Origin of the sequence: Streptomyces alanosinicus (assembly GCF_014650595.1) — a bacterium.
GTDB lineage: Bacteria > Actinomycetota > Actinomycetes > Streptomycetales > Streptomycetaceae > Streptomyces > Streptomyces alanosinicus.
Genome location: NZ_BMVG01000001.1, coordinates 46,299 through 64,663, shown reverse-complemented (window position 1 = coordinate 64,663; position 18,365 = coordinate 46,299). Strand labels below are relative to the sequence as shown.

The window sequence follows — 18,365 nt, the reverse complement described above, 5'->3', positions numbered from 1 at the left end:
GAAAGACCGTTCACCACGCACCCAGCTCGGCTGCGTACGGCGGCTCCGCCCCCGCCCGCGAGCACGTGATCGCCGCCGCGCGTGCCGCGAAGCGCAGCAGCCGCGTCCAGCCCTGTGTCCCGAGGGCGGTGAGCGCGTCCGCGGACAGCGCGTCCAGGGCGGAAAGCCCATGCAGCAGGGCCGCGTTCACCGTGTCACCGGCGCCGATGGTGTCCACCACGGCGACCTTCTCACCCGGCACGGAGTACTCCGCGCGGTCCTGGGTGAACACGGTCAGTCCCTCCCCGCCCCGGGTCACCACGACGGCCGCCGGTCCCGCGGCCAGCCACTCCTGAGGGGTGCCGCCCAGCCACTCGGCGTCCTCCGCGGAGAGCTTCAGCAGCGTCACCGAGGGCAGCCAGCTCTTGAAACGCGCCCGGTAGGCGTCCGCGTCCGGGATCAGCCCCGCCCGGATGTTGGGGTCGAGCGCGGTGAACAGCCCCTGACGCGCGGCTGTGCGCATCAGCTCCTCATAGGCGCTCGCCCCCGGTTCCAGGACGAGCGAGCAGGTACCGAAGGACACCGCGCGCGTGCCGGCGGGGAGTGTGGCGGGGGCGGTGAACAGCCGGTCGGCGGTGCCTTCGACATAGAAGGAGTAGGCGGCCGAGCCGCTGCCGTCGATCGTGGCCACCGCCAGGGTCGTCGGCTCCGTCCCGCGCTGCACACCGGACACCTCCACCCCTGCTCGTCGCAGCCCGTCGAGCAGGGCCTCGCCGAACGCGTCGCGCGATGTCCGGGAACAGAACGAGGTGCGGGAGCCGAGCCGACCGAGGGCCACGGCGGTGTTGTACGGGCCGCCGCCGAGCGCCGGCTTCAGATCCGCGAGGGCGCCGGAGCGCTGCGGTACCAGATCGATCAGTGCTTCACCGGCGACGACGATCACGAGGCGGTTCCCTTCTGCGGCTGCGTGGATGATGCGGTGCTCTCGGGCTCCTCGGGCGCTCCCGGCTCTTCCGGGCACCCGCAGGATGTGCGATGGACGAACGCGCAGGGCAGCCGCACCGTCCGGGTCGGCCGGCATGGCTCGTCGAGGCGGTCCAGGAGCACCTGGACGGCCTGCGCGCCGAGTTCCCGGCTGGGCTGGGCGATCGCGGTGAGCCGAGGGGAGAACAGGTCGGCCCAGGCGAAGTCGTCGAAGCAGCACAGGGCGATGTCGCTCGGAACGGACAGGCCGTGCCGGCGCAGGGCGCGCAGGGCGCCGATGGTCATCGCATTGTTCGCGGTGACCAGTGCCGTGGGCGGGTCCTGCAGGGCGAGCAGGGCGGCCGTGGCCTGCTCGGCACCCGCGGACTCGGAGTGCCCCGACACCAGAAGCCGCTCGTCGTGGGCCAGGCCGGCGATGGCCAGGCCGTCCCGGTAGCCGGCCACCCGCTCACCGGTGGTACTGAGCCCCGGCAGACCCGCGACCAGACCGATCCGGCGGTGGCCCAGCTCGGCGAGGTGGGTGACGAGCCGGGCGGTCGGTCCGGCGCTCTCGGCGCAGACCTGGTCGTACCAGGGCACGGCCTCGCCGGGGGCGGCGCCCGCCGGACCACCGGCCGCGGTGCCGTCCCTCACGCCCGCATCGATCACCCGGTCCAGGAACACGGTCGGTACGGCGTGGCGGCGCAGATAGCCGACCAGGTCCTGCGGGTGTGCGGAAGGCGCGACGATCATGCCGTCCACCCGTCGTTCATGGAGGAGCTGTACGACCTTGCGTTCGTGCCCGGGGTCGTCGTGGGGGTCCGCGATGAGCAGGCTGTAGCCGGCGTGCAGAGCGGCGGCCTCGACGCCCTGGAGGATCTCCGTGAAGTAGGGGTTGCTGATCGCCGACACCGCCAGCCCGATGGAGCGGGTGCGGGAGGTCACCAGGGAGCGGGCCAGGGTGTTGGGGGTGTAGCCGAGGGCGTCGACGGCATCCAGCACCGCCTGGCGAGTGTGGGGCGACACCGGGCGTGTGCCGTTCAGGACATGGGAGACGGTCGCCACGGAGACCCCCGCGCTGCGCGCGACATCGGCCATGGTGGGCATCGTGACTCCCTCCCGGAACCGATCGAGCGCAGCCTTTCGGCCGGGACGGTATCCCATCGGCCGCCTCGGCGTAAACGTTTGCGTAAGCGTTTACGTCCACCCGACAGCTTTCCAGCGGCACCGCCTCGCCCCCACGCTGCTGCTCCCCGGCACCCCTGCACCGTGGTCGGCACCCCGGCCCGGGGCCGACCCTTCTGCCCGGGTATCGTCGCTCCGCACACCCCTTGAGCAGTGGAGTTCCAGATGCCTGCCCGACCCTCCGCGAGCCGTCGTACCCTCCTTCGAGGGGCCGCCGTGACCCCGGTCGCCGGGCTCGGCCTGGCCGCCTGCTCGGCACCGGGCCAGGGCGGCGCGGCCGCGGCCACGCCGACGGCGCCCGTCGACCTCGGCGCCGACAGCGAGGTGGCGAAGGGCGGTGCCAAGCTCTACCGGGACCACAATGTGGTGGTCAGCCGCGACGGGAGCGGCGAGCTGAAGGCGTACAGCACGATCTGCACGCACGCGGGGTGCCCCATCAACAAGCTGCAGGGCACGATCCTGATCTGTCCCTGCCACGGCAGTCAGTTCGACGCCGTGACGGGCAAGGTGGTCCAGGCACCGGCCACCGAGCCCCTGGCCGAGCTGCCGGTGAAGAACACGAACGGCAGGATCATCGCCGGTCCGGGCGCCTGACGGCCGGCCTCCGCGGACCAGCTGCGCGCCCGTCCCCGTGCCACCGGGCGGCCGTGTGCCCGCGCATCGACGCGTCCGCGTGAATGCCTCAACCGAGCTGCTACAGCAGCGACTTCACTCCCACTGCCATGCGATGCCGACGATGCCCGGACGTATCCGAGGCTCGACCACATGGACGCAGCGGTGCGGGCCGGTGACCGGCAGTTCGTGCCGGCCGCTGCGGGGGGCCGCCGTCGAGTGCTGGGTGAAGCGATGGCAGCGGACCGGCAGCGCGGCCGCGTCGAAGCGCACCTGGAGTGCGTACTGGCCGCCTGGCGAGCCGAAGCGGTGGAGGTACTCACGGGAGGGCCCGGCGGTGCCGTCCTCGATGCCGTACCGGAAGAGGAAGGTGTCCCCGGAGCGCAGCCGGGTGCCGAAGAGCAGCTCCGCCGCGAGCACGCCGGTCTCCCGGTCCCAGCGGACGCGTCCCGTGCGGCAGTTCTCCAGCGCCCGCACTCTGATGTCGTGCGGCCGGCAGCCCGGGTCGCCGTGGTGCACGGCGACGAAGCGGTCGACGCCGTCGAGGTGGGCCCGCACGATGTGGTGGGCCTCGCGGGTCGCCAGCTCGCGCCGGGCGCCGATGCATACGCATTCGTGGTGGCCCAGGGTGTGCAGCCCGCCGTCGAGGGACGAGCCCAGCTCGGTCCGGAGCCGGTCCAGGACGTCCGAGGCCTCGATCAGAGAACGGTAGGAGCGTCCTGCGGGGCGGCAGGTCGCCGAAGGGTCGTCGACCTCGGCGAGCAGCCGGATCAGCGACTCGTCCGGCAACTGGAGGATCTCCTCCAGTGCCCGTACGGCGCGCAGCGACTCGGGGCGCTGTGGGCGGCGGGCGCCCTGCTGCCAGTAACTCAGGCTGGTGACACCGACCTTGACCCCGTGCCGGGACAGATGGTGCTGGACGCGCTGGAGCGGCAGCCCGCGTGCGGCGATCGCGGCGCGCAGCGCCACATGGAAGGGGCCGCCCCGCAGGGCCGTATCCAGTTCCGCGGTGGGGAGATGCGCGTGCTCTGTGGCATGCCGCATGCCGGGGCGCCTTTCTGTGAAGTGTCGCTACGGCTGGTCAGACCGTCTGCGCTGCTGTGCGGGGCCACCCCCGTGGGCGCCGTTGACGCCCGTACCCGCGCACGCCGCCCCCGTACGCGTGCGTGCACCGGCCCCGAGTTCCCCCGCATTGAAGCGTGTTGACCAGACCCCGACAACACCTCGAACCCGCCACGACCGAAGCCGACCGGCTTGCGACGTCGTGCCGGAGCGGTCCGGCACGGGCCGTCCCCCCGCCCGCGCCGCCGAAGGGAAGACAGGCGCGTGACGGAGACCGTGACGGAGAGCTGGACATCCGCCGGTGATCACATGACGGTGACGGCCGAGAGAAGGTGGTCATCGCCCTGCGGCGGCGGATCACCGAGGGCCGTCCCGAAACCTGGCCGGCACGTGATCGGTAGGGGCCTTCCGCTGGTGGGCACGGCAGGACGCGTGGACGGGTGAGCGGCACGGGGGTGGGGGTTGTCCACAGGCCCGACGCGGTGTCGGTGCTCGCCAGTAGGGTGTGAGACATGGCCGACCCCTCCAGCTACCGCCCCAGGCCGGGCGAGATCCCGGACTCTCCCGGGGTGTACAGGTTCCGTGACGAGCACCGCCGGGTGATCTACGTCGGAAAGGCGAAAAGCCTGCGCCAGCGCCTGGCGAACTACTTCCAGGACCTGGCGAACCTGCACCCGCGCACCCGGACGATGGTGACCACCGCCGCGTCCGTGGAATGGACCGTGGTGTCCACGGAGGTCGAGGCGCTCCAGCTGGAGTACTCCTGGATCAAGGAGTACGACCCCCGGTTCAACGTCAAGTACCGCGACGACAAGAGCTACCCGTACCTCGCGGTGACGATGAGCGAGGAGTTCCCGCGCGTGCAGGTGATGCGCGGTCACAAGAAGAAAGGCGTCCGGTACTTCGGGCCGTACGGGCACGCGTGGGCCATCCGGGACACCGTCGACCTGCTGCTGCGCGTGTTCCCGGTGCGCACCTGCTCGGCCGGCGTGTTCAAGAACGCCGCCCGCACCGGCCGCCCCTGCCTGCTCGGCTACATCGGCAAGTGCTCCGCTCCCTGCGTCGGCAGGATCACCCCCGAGGACCACCTGGAGCTGGCCGAGGAGTTCTGCGACTTCATGGCCGGCCGCACCGGCACCTACCTCCGCCGTCTGGAGAAGCAGATGACCCAGGCGGCCGAGGAGATGGAGTACGAGCGGGCCGCCCGGCTGCGCGACGACATCGAGGCCCTGAAGAAGGCCATGGAGAAGAACGCCGTCGTGCTCGCCGACGCGACCGACGCCGACCTCATCGCCGTCGCCGAGGACGAGCTGGAGGCGGCCGTGCAGATCTTCCATGTGCGGGGCGGCCGGGTGCGCGGCCAGCGCGGCTGGGTGACCGACAAGGTCGAGGAGATCACCACCGGCGCGCTCGTCGAGCACGCCCTGCAGCAGCTCTACGGCGAGGAGAGCGGGGACGCGGTCCCCAAGGAGGTCCTGGTTCCGGCGCTGCCCGAGCCGGCCCTGCCCGTCCAGGAGTGGCTGACCGGCCGCCGAGGGGCCAATGTCTCGCTGCGCATCCCGCAGCGCGGCGACAAGAGGGCACTCATGGAGACCGTGGAGCGCAACGCCCAGCAGGCCCTCGTGCTGCACAAGACCAAGCGTGCCTCCGACCTGACCACGCGCTCGCGCGCCCTGGAGGAGATCTCCGAGGCCCTCGACCTGGACAGCGCCCCGCTGCGCATCGAGTGCTACGACATCTCGCATCTCCAGGGCGACGACGTGGTCGCCTCCATGGTCGTCTTCGAGGACGGCCTCCAGCGCAAGAGCGAGTACCGCCGCTTCCAGATCAAGGGCTTCGCGGGCCAGGACGACGTCCGCTCCATGCACGAGGTGATCACCCGCCGCTTCAAGCGCTACCTCGCCGAGAAGGAGAGGACGGGGGAGTGGGCCGAGGACCCCGGCACCGAGGACGCCCTCACCGACGGCGACAGCGCGCTCACCGGCACGGACGTGATCACAGACTCCCTCAAGGACGACGAGGGCCGCCCCAAGAAATTCGCCTACCCGCCCCAGCTGGTCGTCGTCGACGGCGGACAGCCCCAGGTCGCCGCGGCGAGCCGCGCCCTCGACGAGCTGGGCATCGACGACATCGCCGTCTGCGGCCTCGCCAAGCGCCTGGAGGAGGTCTGGCTGCCCGGCGACGACGACCCGGTGGTCCTGCCCCGCACCAGCGAAGGCCTGTATCTGCTCCAGCGCGTGCGGGACGAGGCCCACCGGTTCGCGATCACCTACCAGCGTGCCAAGCGCGCCAAGCGCTTCCGGGCCGGCCCCCTGGACGACGTCCCCGGACTCGGCGAGACCCGTAAACAGGCGCTCATCAAGCATTTCGGCTCGGTGAAGAAGCTGCGGTCCGCCACAATCGAACAGATCCAGGAGGTACCCGGGATAGGCCGGAAGACGGCCGAGACCATCGCCGTGGCCCTCGCCCAGGCGGCCCCGGCCGCACCCGCCGTGAACACGGCGACCGGAGAGATCATTGAAGACGAGGAACCGGACACGACGGGCGGTTCCTCGGGGGAGCCCGTAACCGCGGGCCTTCCGGACGAACGACGGGGGCAGGAGACATGACCGAGCACAAGGAACAGCCCACAGCGGAGCGAGATCGGGCCCATGAGGAAGCGGGCCAGGACCAGCCGCGTGCCGCGGCCGGCGAGCAGCCCGCGGCCCAGGAAAACGGAGCACAGGTGAGCACGGACGGTACGCCGGCCGGAGGACCCGAAGCGGCCATCCCCGAGCTGGTGATCATCTCCGGTATGTCCGGAGCGGGACGGTCGACGGCGGCCAAGTGTCTGGAGGACCTCGGCTGGTTCGTCGTGGACAACCTCCCGCCCGCCCTCATCCCCACCATGGTGGAGCTGGGCGCCCGCTCACAGGGCAATGTGGCGCGGATCGCGGTCGTCGTGGACGTACGCGGCCGGCGCTTCTTCGACAATCTGCGCGAGTCCCTCGCCGACCTGGACACCCGGGGCGTCACCCGGCGCATCGTCTTCCTGGAGTCCTCCGACGAGGCCCTGGTGCGTCGCTTCGAGTCGGTGCGCCGCCCGCACCCGCTGCAGGGCGACGGCCGTATCGTCGACGGCATCGCCGCCGAGCGTGAGCTGCTGCGTGAGCTGCGCGGCGACGCCGACCTGGTGATCGACACCTCCAGCCTCAATGTGCACGAGCTGCGCGCCAAGATGGACGCCCAGTTCGCCGGCGACGAGGAACCCGAGCTGAGGGCCACCGTGATGTCCTTCGGCTTCAAGTACGGCCTCCCGGTAGACGCCGACCTGGTCGCGGACATGCGCTTCCTGCCCAACCCGCACTGGGTCCCGGAGCTGCGGCCCTTCACCGGTCTGAACGAGGAGGTCTCCGACTATGTGTTCAACCAGCCGGGCGCGAAGGAGTTCCTCGACCGGTACGCCGAACTGCTGCGGATGATCGCGGCCGGCTACCGGCGCGAGGGCAAGCGGTATGTGACCATCGCCATCGGCTGTACCGGCGGCAAGCATCGCTCGGTCGCGATGTCGGAGAAGCTCGCCGCGCGCCTCGCGGCCGAGGGCGTGGAGACGGTGCTTGTACACCGGGACATGGGACGGGAATGACGGAACGTACACCGCGGCTGAGCCGGCTGCGCCGCATGGTGCCCGAGGCCCGGGCCGGACGCCCGGCCGAGGCCCGCGGCGGCCGGCCCCGCCGGCGCGGCGCGCAGCCCAAGGTGGTCGCACTCGGCGGCGGCATGGGCCTGTCCGCCTCGCTCGCCGCGCTGCGCCGGATCACCGGCGACCTCACCGCCGTCGTCACCGTGGCCGACGACGGCGGTTCCAGCGGCCGGCTGCGTGACGAGCTGGGCGTGCTGCCGCCCGGTGACCTGCGCAAGGCGTTGGCCGCGCTGTGCGGCGACGACGACTGGGGCCAGACCTGGGCCCGGGTCATCCAACACCGCTTCCAGTCCCAGGGCGATCTGCACGAGCACGCGGTCGGCAATCTGCTGATCGTCGCCCTGTGGGAGCAGCTCGGCGACCATGTGCAGGCCCTGGACCTGGTCGGCAGGCTGCTCGGCGCGCACGGCCGCGTGCTGCCCATGTCTGCCGTACCGCTGGAGCTGCAGGCCCTGGTCAAGGGGCATGACCCGGAGCGTCCGGAGGCGGTGGACACGGTGCGCGGGCAGGCGACGGTCGCGCTCACGCCCGGCGAGGTGCAGTCGGTGCATCTCGTGCCGAACGACCCGCCGGCGGTCCCGGAGGCCGTGGCGGCGGTCCTGGACGCGGACTGGGTGGTGCTCGGTCCCGGCTCCTGGTTCTCCTCGGTCATCCCGCATCTGCTCGTCCCCGAGCTGCTGGACGCCCTGACCGAGACCAAGGCGCGCAAGGTGCTGTCCCTGAACCTCGCCCCGCAGCCGGGAGAAACCGAGGGCTTCTCCCCGCAGCGTCATTTGGAGGTTTTGGGGCGACACGCCCCTAAACTCGCCCTGGACGTGGTGCTGGCCGACGAGGCCGCCGTGCCCGACCGCGACTTGCTCACCGAGGCCGCCAAAAGGCTGGGAGCCGCGGTCGAGCTGGCTCCGGTGGCCCGGACCGATGGATCACCCCGGCACGATCCGGAGCTGCTGGCCGCCGCGTACGACCGTATTTTTCGGATGCATGGAAGGATCGGCCCATGGCGATGACGGCAGCGGTGAAGGACGAGATCTCTCGGCTCCCCGTCACCCGGACCTGCTGCAGGAAGGCGGAGGTCTCCGCCATTCTGCGGTTCGCCGGCGGCCTTCACCTGGTGAGCGGGCGCATCGTGATCGAGGCGGAGCTGGACACCGCGATGGCGGCCCGCCGGCTCAAGCGGGACATCCTGGAGATCTTCGGGCACAGTTCCGAGCTGATCGTGATGGCTCCCGGCGGGCTGCGCCGCGGCTCGCGGTATGTCGTCCGGGTCGTCGCGGGCGGTGACCAGCTGGCCCGCCAGACGGGGCTCGTGGACGGCCGGGGGCGTCCGATCCGTGGCCTGCCCCCACAGGTGGTCTCCGGGGCCACGTGCGACGCCGAGGCGGCCTGGCGCGGGGCCTTCCTGGCGCACGGTTCGCTGACCGAGCCGGGCCGTTCCTCCTCCCTGGAAGTGACCTGCCCGGGTCCGGAGGCCGCGCTCGCGCTGGTCGGCGCCGCCCGCCGGCTGTCGATCGCCGCGAAGGCCCGTGAGGTGCGGGGCGTGGACCGGGTGGTGGTCCGGGACGGTGACGCGATCGGCGCGCTGCTGACCCGGCTCGGTGCGCATGAGTCGGTGCTGGCCTGGGAGGAGCGCCGGATGCGCCGCGAGGTGCGGGCGACGGCCAACCGGCTCGCCAACTTCGACGACGCCAACCTGCGCCGTTCGGCCCGTGCCGCCGTCGCCGCGGGCGCCCGCGTGCAGCGGGCCCTGGAGATCCTGGGCGAGGAGGTGCCCGAGCACCTCGCCGCCGCGGGCCGGCTGCGCATGGAGCACAAGCAGGCCTCCCTGGAGGAGCTGGGCGCGCTCGCCGACCCGCCGCTGACCAAGGACGCGGTCGCGGGTCGGATCCGCCGGCTGCTGGCGATGGCCGACAAGCGCGCCGCCGACCTGGGCATCCCGGGCACGGAGGCGAACCTCTCGGAGGAGCTGGCGGACAACCTCGTCGGCTGACCCACCACGTCGACGAGCCTGTGCCGGAGCCCAGTCGGGGCTCCGGCACAGGCCTTCGCGTGTCTGACGCCTCTTCATTTGCGTGGCTGTCAGGCGCTCTTGACTCGATCATGGACTGACATGAGCCTGGCAACCTGTTCGCCGCTGTGGCGGACCACCGCTAGGGGGGTTCATGAGACACAGAGCGAGATCGATCCTCGCTGTCGGCGCGCTCCTGATCGGCGGAGCGAGCCTCGCACCCGTGGCCCAGGCGCAGAGCGGACGTCCGGTGACGTCCGACCCGGACCAGATCAAGGTCTTCCGCGCCGATGTCACCAAGCAGCAGATCCCGCTGCTTCTCAAGGCCGGTCAGGACGGTGACGAACTCGGCGAGCAGGTCACCGGAAGCGGACGGTCCGAGGTCGAGGTCTATCTCACCGACCGTCAGGCCGCCAAGCTCCGCGGACAGGGCGTCGACCTCACCGAGCACACCGTCCCGGCCAAGGCGCTGGCACGGGTCGAGAAGGCGTCCCAGGGCGTGTTCCGCCCCTACGGTGGCAGCGGCGGGCTCAAGGAGGAGATCCTCCGGACCGCCCAGGCCAACCCCGGCCTCACCAAGGTCGAGTCCATCGGGAAGACGGTGGACGGCCAGGACATCCTCGCGCTCAAACTGACCAGGAACGCGGCGCGGACGAGGGACGGCGCCAAGCCGTCCGTGCTGTACCTGTCCAACCAGCACGCGCGCGAGTGGATCACGCCCGAGATGACCCGGCGGCTGATGCACTACTACCTGGACCACTACCGCACCGACCGGCAGATCCGGAAGATCGTCGACTCGACGGAACTGTGGTTCGTGATCTCGGCCAACCCCGACGGCTACGACTACACGTTCAAGAACTCCGGGACCCGCCTGTGGCGCAAGAACCTGCGCGACGTCAACGGCGACGGCGTCATCGGCCCGGGCGACGGCGTCGACCTCAATCGCAACTTCCCCTACAAGTGGGGCTACGACGACGAGGGTTCGTCCCCCAATCCCACCAGTGAGACCTACCGGGGCGCGAGCCCCGAGTCCGAGCCCGAGACCAAGGCGCTGGACGGCTTCGAGAAACGCATCGGGTTCAGATACGCCGTCAACTACCACTCGGCCGCCGAACTGCTCCTCTACGGCGTCGGCTGGCAGGTCGCCACGCCCACCCCGGACGATGTCCTCTACAAGGCGCTCGCCGGCACCCCGGACAACCCGGCCATCCCCGGCTACCGTTCACAGCTCTCCTCGGAGCTGTACACCACCAACGGCGAGGCGGACGGACACGCGTCGAACGTCAACGGCGTCGCGATGTTCACGCCCGAGATGTCGACCTGCGCGACCGCGGCGAACGTCGACCCGAACGACGCGTGGCGGCCCGAGGACTGCCGGTCGGTGTTCGAGTTCCCCGACGACGAGAAGCTGATCCAGCAGGAGTTCGCCAAGAACATCCCGTTCGCGCTCTCCGTCGCCGAGACCGCCGCACACCCCGACCGGCCCCGTTCCTCGGTCGGGCTGAGCGCCGCCGACTTCACCCCGGCCGCGTTCCCCACGTCGTACTCCCGGGGGGCGGACCAGGAGGTCTCCGTCGTCGTCCGCAAGGCGGTCCGTGACAAGGAGCTGAAGTACCGCGTCAACGGCGGCCGCGTCCTCGACCAAGCGCTGCGGCACTGGAGGGGCGGCGAGACCTACGGCGGCGAGGACGACCTGTACTTCGACGCGTACCGGGCCGAGGTGCGGGACGGCCGGCCGGGCGACAAGGTCGAGGTGTGGTTCACCGGCGAGACGGAGAGCGGTAAGAAGGTCTCCAGCTCGCACTTCACCTACACGGTGGCCCAGCGGCCCGAGGCCGACACGCTCGTCGTCGCCGAGGAGGGCGCGGCGGCCACGCAGGCGCAGAAGTACGTGGACGCTGCCGGGGCGGCCGGGCACAAGGCGATCGTGTGGGACGTCGCCACGCAGGGCGCGCCGGACGCGCTCGGCGTGCTGAAGCACTTCCGGACCGTCATGCACTACTCCGGCGCGAACGGCCCCGGCAACGCCACCCAGCTGCAACTGCGCGCCTATCTGAACGAGGGCGGCAGGCTGATCGAGGCCGGTGAGCGGGCCGGCGGCAGCGTCGACCTGGGCGACGGGACCCCCTCGGACGACTTCAGCCAGTACTACCTGGGCGCCTACAGCCGTACGTCGACCAAGGGCGCCACCGGCTTCACCGGCTCCGGAGCCCTCGACGGCTACTCCGGCGCCCTCAGCGACACGCCCGGCAATCCGCTGGACGCGGCCGGCACCTACGGCGTCACCTCCGACGCGTTGCCGGCCGCCACGTATCCGCAGTTCAAGAGCGTGGGCGCGGGCCGGTTCGCGGGGACGGTCAATCCGTACGGGCCCTACTCGGGGTCGTACATGGCCGCTGCCGTGCACACCGACGACGCCTATAAGCGCCTTGCCCGCACCATCGACCTCACCGGTGTCAGCGCCGCCGACAAGCCGGCCCTGAGCGCCCGGCTGCTGTGGGACACCGAACCGGGGTACGACCACGCGGTGATCGAGACGCACACCGTGGGCGCCGACGACTGGACGACCCTGCCGGAGGCCTCAGGGGCCACGAAGAACGCCGTGCCGGCCGACTGCGGGCAGGGGTTCCTGATCGCGGAGCACCCCTGGCTGAAGCACTATCTGACGCTCGCGGACAACGCCTGCACCGCGAGCGGCACGAGCGGCACCTTCAACAGCCTCACCGGCAGCTCCGGCGGCTGGCGGCAGGTCTCCTTCGATCTGAGCGCCTTCGCGGGCAAGTCCGTCGAGGTGTCGATCAGCTACATCACCGACCCGGGCACGGGCGGACACGGCGTCCTCGTCGACGACGCCTCGCTCGTGGCCGGCGGCGTGGCGAAGGAGACCGAGGGATTCGAGTCGTCCCTCGGGGCCTGGCACGTGGCGGGGCCGCCCGCGGGCAGCCCCGCCGTCCAGAAGGACTGGGCGCGCTCGGGGACGCTGTTCCAGACGTACGGCGCGGTCACCACGGACGACACCGTGCTGCTGGGCTTCGGTCTGGAGCAGGTGCCGTCGGCGGCGGACCGGGCAGCCCTGGCGAGGAAGGCGTTCGCGGCGCTCGGCCGGTGAGGGCCGTCACGTTGACAGATCCCGCCCGCCTTGTTCCAACAGGTGAGCGGGAGGCCTCTCAGCAGTGCATGAAAGGGGCCCTGATCAAGTGAGCCGACCCGCTCACGAACGAGTGAAGTCGGCGTAAAAACCGCCCGATATTCCGTACCAAATACGGGTGAATCCACTGTCGATCCGGGACGGTCCGTACCCCTACTGGCGGGTACGGACCGCCTGCCCGTGTATGGGCCATCTCGATGTCACCCCGGGGCCCGCAGGGAGGTAGGGTCGGTGGTGGTCGGGGACATCCCAAACAGAGCTCGCCGGCACCGCATGGCCGGCGTACCACGAGGAGATCGGTTCGTGACGATCCGCGTAGGCATCAACGGCTTCGGCCGCATCGGTCGCAACTACTTCCGCGCGCTGCTCGAGCAGGGGGCGGACATCGAGGTTGTTGCTGTCAATGACCTGGGTGACACCGCGACCACCGCGCACCTGCTCAAGTACGACACGATCCTGGGTCGCCTCAAGCAGGAGGTCTCCCACACCGCCGACACCATCACCGTGGACGGCCACACCATCAAGGTGCTCTCCGAGCGCAACCCGGCCGACATCCCCTGGGGCGAGCTGGGCGTCGACATCGTCATCGAGTCGACCGGCATCTTCACCAAGAAGGAAGACGCCGCCAAGCACATCGCCGGCGGCGCCAAGAAGGTCCTCATCTCGGCTCCGGCCAAGGACGAGGACATCACCATCGTGATGGGCGTCAACCAGGACAAGTACGACCCGGCGAACCACCACGTCATCTCCAACGCCTCCTGCACCACCAACTGTGTGGCGCCGATGGCGAAGGTCCTCGACGAGAACTTCGGCATCGTCAAGGGTCTGATGACCACGGTGCACGCGTACACGAACGACCAGCGCATCCTGGACTTCCCGCACAAGGACCTGCGCCGCGCCCGTGCCGCCGCCGAGAACATCATCCCGACCACCACCGGTGCCGCCAAGGCCACCGCGCTGGTCCTGCCGCAGCTCAAGGGCAAGCTGGACGGCATCGCCATGCGCGTCCCGGTCCCGACCGGCTCGGTCACCGACCTGGTCGTCGAGCTCGGCCGTGAGGTCACCAAGGAAGAGGTCAACGCCGCCTTCCAGAAGGCCGCCGAGGGCGAGCTGAAGGGCCTTCTGGAGTACACCGAGGACGCGATCGTCTCCTCCGACATCGTCAACGAGCCGGCCTCCTGCACCTTCGACTCCTCCCTGACCATGGTCCAGGAGGGCAAGAACGTGAAGGTCATCGGTTGGTACGACAACGAGTGGGGCTACTCCAACCGCCTCGTGGACCTCACGGTCTTCGTCGGCAACCAGCTCTGATCGTCGCAGCAAGACCTTGAAGTGAGAGCAGGGCTCGGGCAGCGCACCGTCGCGTTGCCCGAGCCCTGCTCTCGCGTCCGGACCACGTCCTCATACGATCAGGTGCACCACGAGCCCTCCTATGGAGTCCACTCAATGAAGACGATCGACGAACTACTCGCCGACGGCGTGAGCGGCAAGCGGGTCTTCGTCCGCGCCGACCTCAACGTGCCGCTGGACGGGACCACGATCACCGACGACGGCCGGATCCGCGCCGTCCTGCCCACCGTCAAGGCCCTCGCGGACGCCGGCGCCAAGGTGATCGTCGCCTCACACCTGGGCCGCCCCAAGGGCGCCCCGGACCCCGCCTTCTCGCTGCTGCCCGCCGCCGAGCGCCTCGGGGAACTCCTCGGCGCCCCGGTCGCCTTCGCCCAGGACACCGTCGGCCCGGCCGCCCACGACGCCGTCGACGGCCTCCAGCCCGGCCAGGTCGCGGTCATCGAGAACCTGCGCTTCAACGCGGGCGAGACCGCCAAGGACGACACCGAGCGCGGCGAGTTCGCCGACCGGCTGGCCGCTCTCGCCGACGTCTACGTCGGTGACGGCTTCGGCGCGGTGCACCGGGGGCACGCCTCCGTCTACGACCTGCCGAAGAGGCTGCCGCACTACGCCGGCTACCTCATCGCCACCGAGGTCGGCGTCCTGAAGAAGCTCACCGAGGACGTCAAGCGCCCCTACGTCGTCGCGCTCGGCGGCGCCAAGGTCTCCGACAAGCTCGCCGTGATTGACGAACTGCTCGGCAAGGCCGACCGCCTGCTCATCGGCGGCGGCATGGCCTACACCTTCCTCAAGGCCAAGGGCTACGAGGTCGGCATCTCCCTCCTGCAGGAGGACCAGGTTCCGACCGTCACCGAGTACATGGAGCGCGCCGAGAAGCAGGGCGTGGAACTGGTGCTCCCCGTCGACGTCGTGGTCTCCCGGGAGTTCCCGGACCTGAAGGCCAAGAAGCCGACCGAGCACACCACGGTCGACGCGGACAAGATCCCCGCCGACCAGGAGGGCCTGGACATCGGCCCGAAGACCCGAGAGCTGTACGCCTCGAAGCTCGCCGACGCCGCGACCGTCTTCTGGAACGGTCCCATGGGCGTCTTCGAGCACCCCGACTACGCCGAGGGCACCAGCGCGGTCGCCCGGGCACTCGTCGACTCGGACGGGTTCAGCGTCGTCGGCGGCGGTGACTCCGCCGCCGCCGTGCGCACGCTCGGCTTCGACGAGAATGCATTCGGCCACATCTCGACCGGTGGCGGCGCCTCCCTCGAATACCTCGAGGGCAAGACGCTCCCCGGTCTCGCCGCACTGGAGGACTGACCTTTGGCAGCATCGAATCTTTCCGGGCGCACGCCGCTGATGGCGGGCAACTGGAAGATGAACCTCAACCACCTTGAGGCCATCGCGCACGTCCAGAAGCTCGCCTTCGCCCTGGCCGACAAGGACTACGAGGCCGTCGAGGTCGCCGTCCTGCCGCCCTTCACCGACCTGCGCTCTGTGCAGACCCTGGTCGACGGCGACAAGCTCAAGATCAAGTACGGTGCCCAGGACATCTCGGCGCAGGACTCCGGTGCCTACACCGGCGAGATCTCCGGCCCCATGCTGGCCAAGCTGAAGTGCACGTACGTGGCCATCGGCCACTCCGAGCGCCGCCAGTACCACAACGAGACCGACGAACTGGTCAACGCCAAGGTCAAGGCCGCCTACAAGCACGGCCTCACCCCGATCCTGTGCGTCGGCGAGGAGTTGGACGTCCGCGAGGCGGGCAACCACGTCACCCACACCCTCGCCCAGCTGGAGGGCGGTCTGAAGGACCTGTCCGCCGAGCAGGCCGAGACCGTCGTGATCGCCTACGAGCCCGTGTGGGCCATCGGCACCGGCAAGGTCTGCGGCTCCGAGGACGCCCAGGAGGTCTGCGCCGCCATCCGCGCCAAGATCGCCGAGCTGTACTCGCAGGACGTGGCCGACAAGGTCCGCATCCAGTACGGCGGCTCCGTGAAGTCGGGCAACGTCGCCGAGATCATGGCCCAGGCCGACATCGACGGTGCCCTGGTCGGCGGCGCCTCGCTGGACGCCGACGAGTTCGTCAAGATCGTGCGATTCCGCGATCAGTAGGACGAGCTGTGAGTAGGCGGTAGCGGCGATACGTCGTACCCTTGCGGGGGCACAGCCGATGTGCTGTGCCCTTGTCGTCCATCCGAATCCGAGGAAGTTGGTCCAGCCGTGGTTTTGGGGTTCTCGATCGCCCTGATCGTCTTCAGCCTGCTGCTGATGCTGCTGGTGCTGATGCACAAGGGGAAGGGCGGCGGCCTCTCCGACATGTTCGGCGGCGGTATGCAGTCCTCCGTCGGCGGCTCCTCGGTCGCCGAGCGCAACCTCGACCGCATCACCATCGTGGTCGGTCTGCTGTGGTTCGCGAGCATCATCGTCCTCGGCATGCTGATGAAGACGAACAGCTGATTCTCCGTTCAGCACACACATCACGCATATTCGGTACGTAAGGCCCCATGTTCGGTACGTGCTCCTGAGCGCGGCCTATCATGGGGCTTGCGTCTGGGTGTGGGGGTTGTAACTCCAATGACTGGACGCGCGTTGGGCCTTACGTAGACTGAGGCGCTCGCAGCGAAGCGGAACGCCGACTCGCTTCGCGGCACCATCACGCAGGGAGTTACGACCGTGGCAAGTGGCAACGCGATCCGAGGAAGCCGGGTCGGGGCGGGGCCGATGGGCGAGGCCGAGCGCGGCGAGTCCGCGCCGCGTCTGCGCATCTCCTTCTGGTGCTCCAACGGGCATGAGACCCAGCCGAGCTTCGCCAGCGACGCACAGGTGCCCGAGACCTGGGACTGCCCGCGCTGCGGCTTCCCAGCCGGCCAGGACCGGGACAACCCGCCGGACCCACCGCGCACCGAGCCGTACAAGACGCACCTCGCGTATGTGCGGGAGCGGCGCAGCGACGCGGACGGCGAGGCGATCCTCGCCGAGGCGCTCGCCAAACTGCGGGGCGAGATCTAGGGCCTGTCCTGCGGATCCTGTCGCGGACGCGGGGGCTGGTGCGCGCATCTGCGGCGTTGTCGTCACTCGCCGACTCCCCCACGCTCGACAGCTCCCCCACGCTCGACTTCGCTCGCGCGGGGGGACCCCCACCGCGGGGGCACCCCCATCGCGTCGACTCATTCCTCCGCCTTGCAGCCGGACGCACCAGCCCCCGCTCACCTGCGCCGATGAGGCACCGTCACTTTCCCGCGACCTGATCCGCCGGACAGGCCCTAGGACTTGACACCGGCCGGGCGTGTGAAGCTGCCCGGCCGGAGCCGTATCCGCCCGCGGGCCCGGCCGATTGTCAGTGGCGACCTCTACGGTTTTTCGTGAAGGCGAGAACCGTGAGGGGGAGCCATGGCCGCGGTGGGGGAGAAGAGCGGGACCGCACCTGCGTGGCGCGGGGGATTCGGGCGGCTGTGGACCGCCGCCGACCGGGTCGACCAGCGGCGGGCGATGTGGGCCGTGGACACGGTGCGCGGCCTGCTCGTGGCCGGGTTCGCCCTGCTGGTGGGGCTGGGCCAGGCATCGATCCCGCTGCTGCTCGCCCTCGCCTTCGCCCTGACCACGCTCCAGACGCTCTTCGACAACGCCGCCACGGCCCTGCTGCCCTCACTGGTGGACCGTGCGGACCTCGGCGGCGCCAACGCCCGATTGGTGACCGGACAGCAGATCTCCGCGGACCACGCCCCGCGGGCAGCACCCTCAGGACGGAGATCGGCGCGGGCCTGCGCGCGCTGTGGGGCGACCGGGCGCTGCGGGCGACCTGTCTGGCCACGCTGCTGTGCAAGATCGGGATGGGCGCCCTGATCGCCACCCTGGCCCTGCATGTGACGCGCTGGCTCGGGGCGGGCGACGCCGGATACGCGGCCGCGATGACGGCGTACTCGGCGGGCAGCATCACCGGCGGCTTCGTCGCCCAGCGGCTGGCGCGCCGCACCGGGAGAGTGCGGGCCCTGCTGGTCGCCGGCACCGTGCAGACGGGGTCGCTGCTGCTCATCGGATCCGTCCGGCACCTGGCCGCGCTCATCACCGGCATGCTCCTGCTCGGCGCGATGAACATGGTGTGGAACGTCAACCAGGTCACGCTGATGCAGCAACGCAGCCCCGCCTCGATGACGGGCCGGATCGCCGCCGCCTTCCGTACGTCCTCGACCTCCGGCGCTCCGCTCGGCGCGATCCTCGGCGGGGCCGCGGCCCGGCTGTACGGCCTCCAAGCCCCCGCGTTGTTCGCGGCCGCCCTCTTCGCCCTGGCGGTCACCTCGCTGACACCGGCGCGCAAGCCGGACGTACCTGTTGTTGCCCCGGAGGACGGCGCCACGACGGCTCCCGTCCTCCGGTGATCAATTAGGTTG

14 protein-coding genes and 1 pseudogene are annotated in these 18,365 nt (G+C 70.5%); 12 read left to right on the top strand and 3 right to left on the bottom strand.

Annotated elements, in window-relative coordinates; all coding sequences use genetic code 11:
* Positions 1–10: 10 nt before the first annotated feature.
* Both IE277_RS00285 and IE277_RS00280 read right to left on the bottom strand, forming a co-directional pair.
* Positions 11–922, bottom strand: a complete 912-nt coding sequence (locus IE277_RS00285) for a carbohydrate kinase family protein (RefSeq protein ID WP_189947288.1) — start codon at positions 920–922, stop codon at positions 11–13.
* Positions 919–2,049: a LacI family DNA-binding transcriptional regulator gene (locus tag IE277_RS00280; RefSeq protein ID WP_189947286.1), complete on the bottom strand. Its 1,131-nt coding sequence runs from the start codon at positions 2,047–2,049 to the stop codon at positions 919–921. Before IE277_RS00280 ends, IE277_RS00285 begins: the two co-directional genes overlap by 4 nt.
* Positions 2,050–2,292: 243 nt before the next feature.
* Here IE277_RS00280 and IE277_RS00275 point away from each other — a divergent pair, with 243 nt between their 5' ends.
* Positions 2,293–2,721, top strand: coding sequence for a Rieske (2Fe-2S) protein (locus IE277_RS00275; protein ID WP_189947284.1), 429 nt, complete (start codon positions 2,293–2,295; stop codon positions 2,719–2,721).
* A gap of 114 nt (positions 2,722–2,835) precedes the next feature.
* Here IE277_RS00275 and IE277_RS00270 read toward each other — a convergent pair whose 3' ends face one another.
* Positions 2,836–3,783, bottom strand: a complete 948-nt coding sequence (locus IE277_RS00270) for a hypothetical protein (protein WP_189947282.1) — start codon at positions 3,781–3,783, stop codon at positions 2,836–2,838.
* 530 nt (positions 3,784–4,313) lie between these two features.
* On the opposite strand from IE277_RS00270, the gene uvrC reads away from it, so the two are divergent.
* The 11 genes and pseudogenes from uvrC (at position 4,314) to IE277_RS00220 (ending at position 18,353) form a co-directional block, all read left to right on the top strand.
* Positions 4,314–6,410: an excinuclease ABC subunit UvrC gene (gene uvrC, locus IE277_RS00265; protein ID WP_189947280.1), complete on the top strand. Its 2,097-nt coding sequence runs from the start codon at positions 4,314–4,316 to the stop codon at positions 6,408–6,410.
* Entirely contained in the window at positions 6,407–7,426 is a 1,020-nt protein-coding gene (rapZ, locus tag IE277_RS00260) for an RNase adapter RapZ (protein ID WP_189947278.1), read from the top strand. Before uvrC ends, rapZ begins: the two co-directional genes overlap by 4 nt.
* On the top strand, positions 7,423–8,490 hold the full coding sequence (locus IE277_RS00255) for a gluconeogenesis factor YvcK family protein (RefSeq protein ID WP_189947276.1): 1,068 nt from the start codon (positions 7,423–7,425) through the stop codon (positions 8,488–8,490). Before rapZ ends, IE277_RS00255 begins: the two co-directional genes overlap by 4 nt.
* A complete protein-coding gene (gene whiA, locus IE277_RS00250; RefSeq protein WP_189947274.1) occupies positions 8,481–9,470 on the top strand; it encodes a DNA-binding protein WhiA in 990 nt (329 codons plus the stop codon). The genes IE277_RS00255 and whiA overlap by 10 nt, the downstream gene beginning before the upstream one ends.
* A gap of 172 nt (positions 9,471–9,642) precedes the next feature.
* On the top strand, positions 9,643–12,597 hold the full coding sequence (locus tag IE277_RS00245; protein ID WP_189947272.1) for a M14 family metallopeptidase: 2,955 nt from the start codon (positions 9,643–9,645) through the stop codon (positions 12,595–12,597).
* Between the two features lie 342 nt (positions 12,598–12,939).
* Positions 12,940–13,947 carry a type I glyceraldehyde-3-phosphate dehydrogenase gene (gap, locus tag IE277_RS00240; RefSeq protein ID WP_030347989.1) on the top strand — a complete coding sequence of 336 codons (1,008 nt, stop codon included), beginning with the start codon at positions 12,940–12,942 and terminating at the stop codon, positions 13,945–13,947.
* Between the two features lie 135 nt (positions 13,948–14,082).
* Positions 14,083–15,294 (top strand): phosphoglycerate kinase, encoded by a 1,212-nt coding sequence (locus IE277_RS46895; RefSeq protein ID WP_229880418.1) that lies wholly within the window; start codon positions 14,083–14,085, stop codon positions 15,292–15,294.
* Positions 15,295–15,333: 39 nt separating this feature from the next.
* Positions 15,334–16,089: a triose-phosphate isomerase gene (tpiA, locus tag IE277_RS46890; protein WP_229880729.1), complete on the top strand. Its 756-nt coding sequence runs from the start codon at positions 15,334–15,336 to the stop codon at positions 16,087–16,089.
* Positions 16,090–16,203: 114 nt separating this feature from the next.
* Complete coding sequence (gene secG, locus IE277_RS00230; RefSeq protein ID WP_189949133.1) at positions 16,204–16,434, top strand: preprotein translocase subunit SecG; 231 nt, start codon at positions 16,204–16,206, stop codon at positions 16,432–16,434.
* A 216-nt stretch (positions 16,435–16,650) separates the two neighbouring features.
* Positions 16,651–16,986, top strand: coding sequence for an RNA polymerase-binding protein RbpA (locus IE277_RS00225; RefSeq protein ID WP_003976875.1), 336 nt, complete (start codon positions 16,651–16,653; stop codon positions 16,984–16,986).
* Between the two features lie 381 nt (positions 16,987–17,367).
* Positions 17,368–18,353 (top strand): annotated as a pseudogene (locus IE277_RS00220) (MFS transporter).
* The last annotated feature ends 12 nt before the right edge of the window (positions 18,354–18,365 follow it).

Excerpts from the sequence above, each read along its gene's own strand:
- IE277_RS00280 (WP_189947286.1), bottom strand. The coding sequence starts at position 2,049 with ATGCCCACCATGGCCGATGTCGCGCGCAGCGCGGGGGTCTCCGTGGCG.
- IE277_RS00275 (WP_189947284.1), top strand. The coding sequence starts at position 2,293 with ATGCCTGCCCGACCCTCCGCGAGCCGTCGTACCCTCCTTCGAGGGGCC.
- IE277_RS00270 (WP_189947282.1), bottom strand. The coding sequence starts at position 3,783 with ATGCGGCATGCCACAGAGCACGCGCATCTCCCCACCGCGGAACTGGAT.
- uvrC (WP_189947280.1), top strand. The coding sequence starts at position 4,314 with ATGGCCGACCCCTCCAGCTACCGCCCCAGGCCGGGCGAGATCCCGGAC.
- rapZ (WP_189947278.1), top strand. The coding sequence starts at position 6,407 with ATGACCGAGCACAAGGAACAGCCCACAGCGGAGCGAGATCGGGCCCAT.
- IE277_RS00255 (WP_189947276.1), top strand. The coding sequence starts at position 7,423 with ATGACGGAACGTACACCGCGGCTGAGCCGGCTGCGCCGCATGGTGCCC.
- whiA (WP_189947274.1), top strand. The coding sequence starts at position 8,481 with ATGGCGATGACGGCAGCGGTGAAGGACGAGATCTCTCGGCTCCCCGTC.
- IE277_RS00245 (WP_189947272.1), top strand. The coding sequence starts at position 9,643 with ATGAGACACAGAGCGAGATCGATCCTCGCTGTCGGCGCGCTCCTGATC.
- IE277_RS46895 (WP_229880418.1), top strand. The coding sequence starts at position 14,083 with ATGAAGACGATCGACGAACTACTCGCCGACGGCGTGAGCGGCAAGCGG.
- tpiA (WP_229880729.1), top strand. The coding sequence starts at position 15,334 with ATGGCGGGCAACTGGAAGATGAACCTCAACCACCTTGAGGCCATCGCG.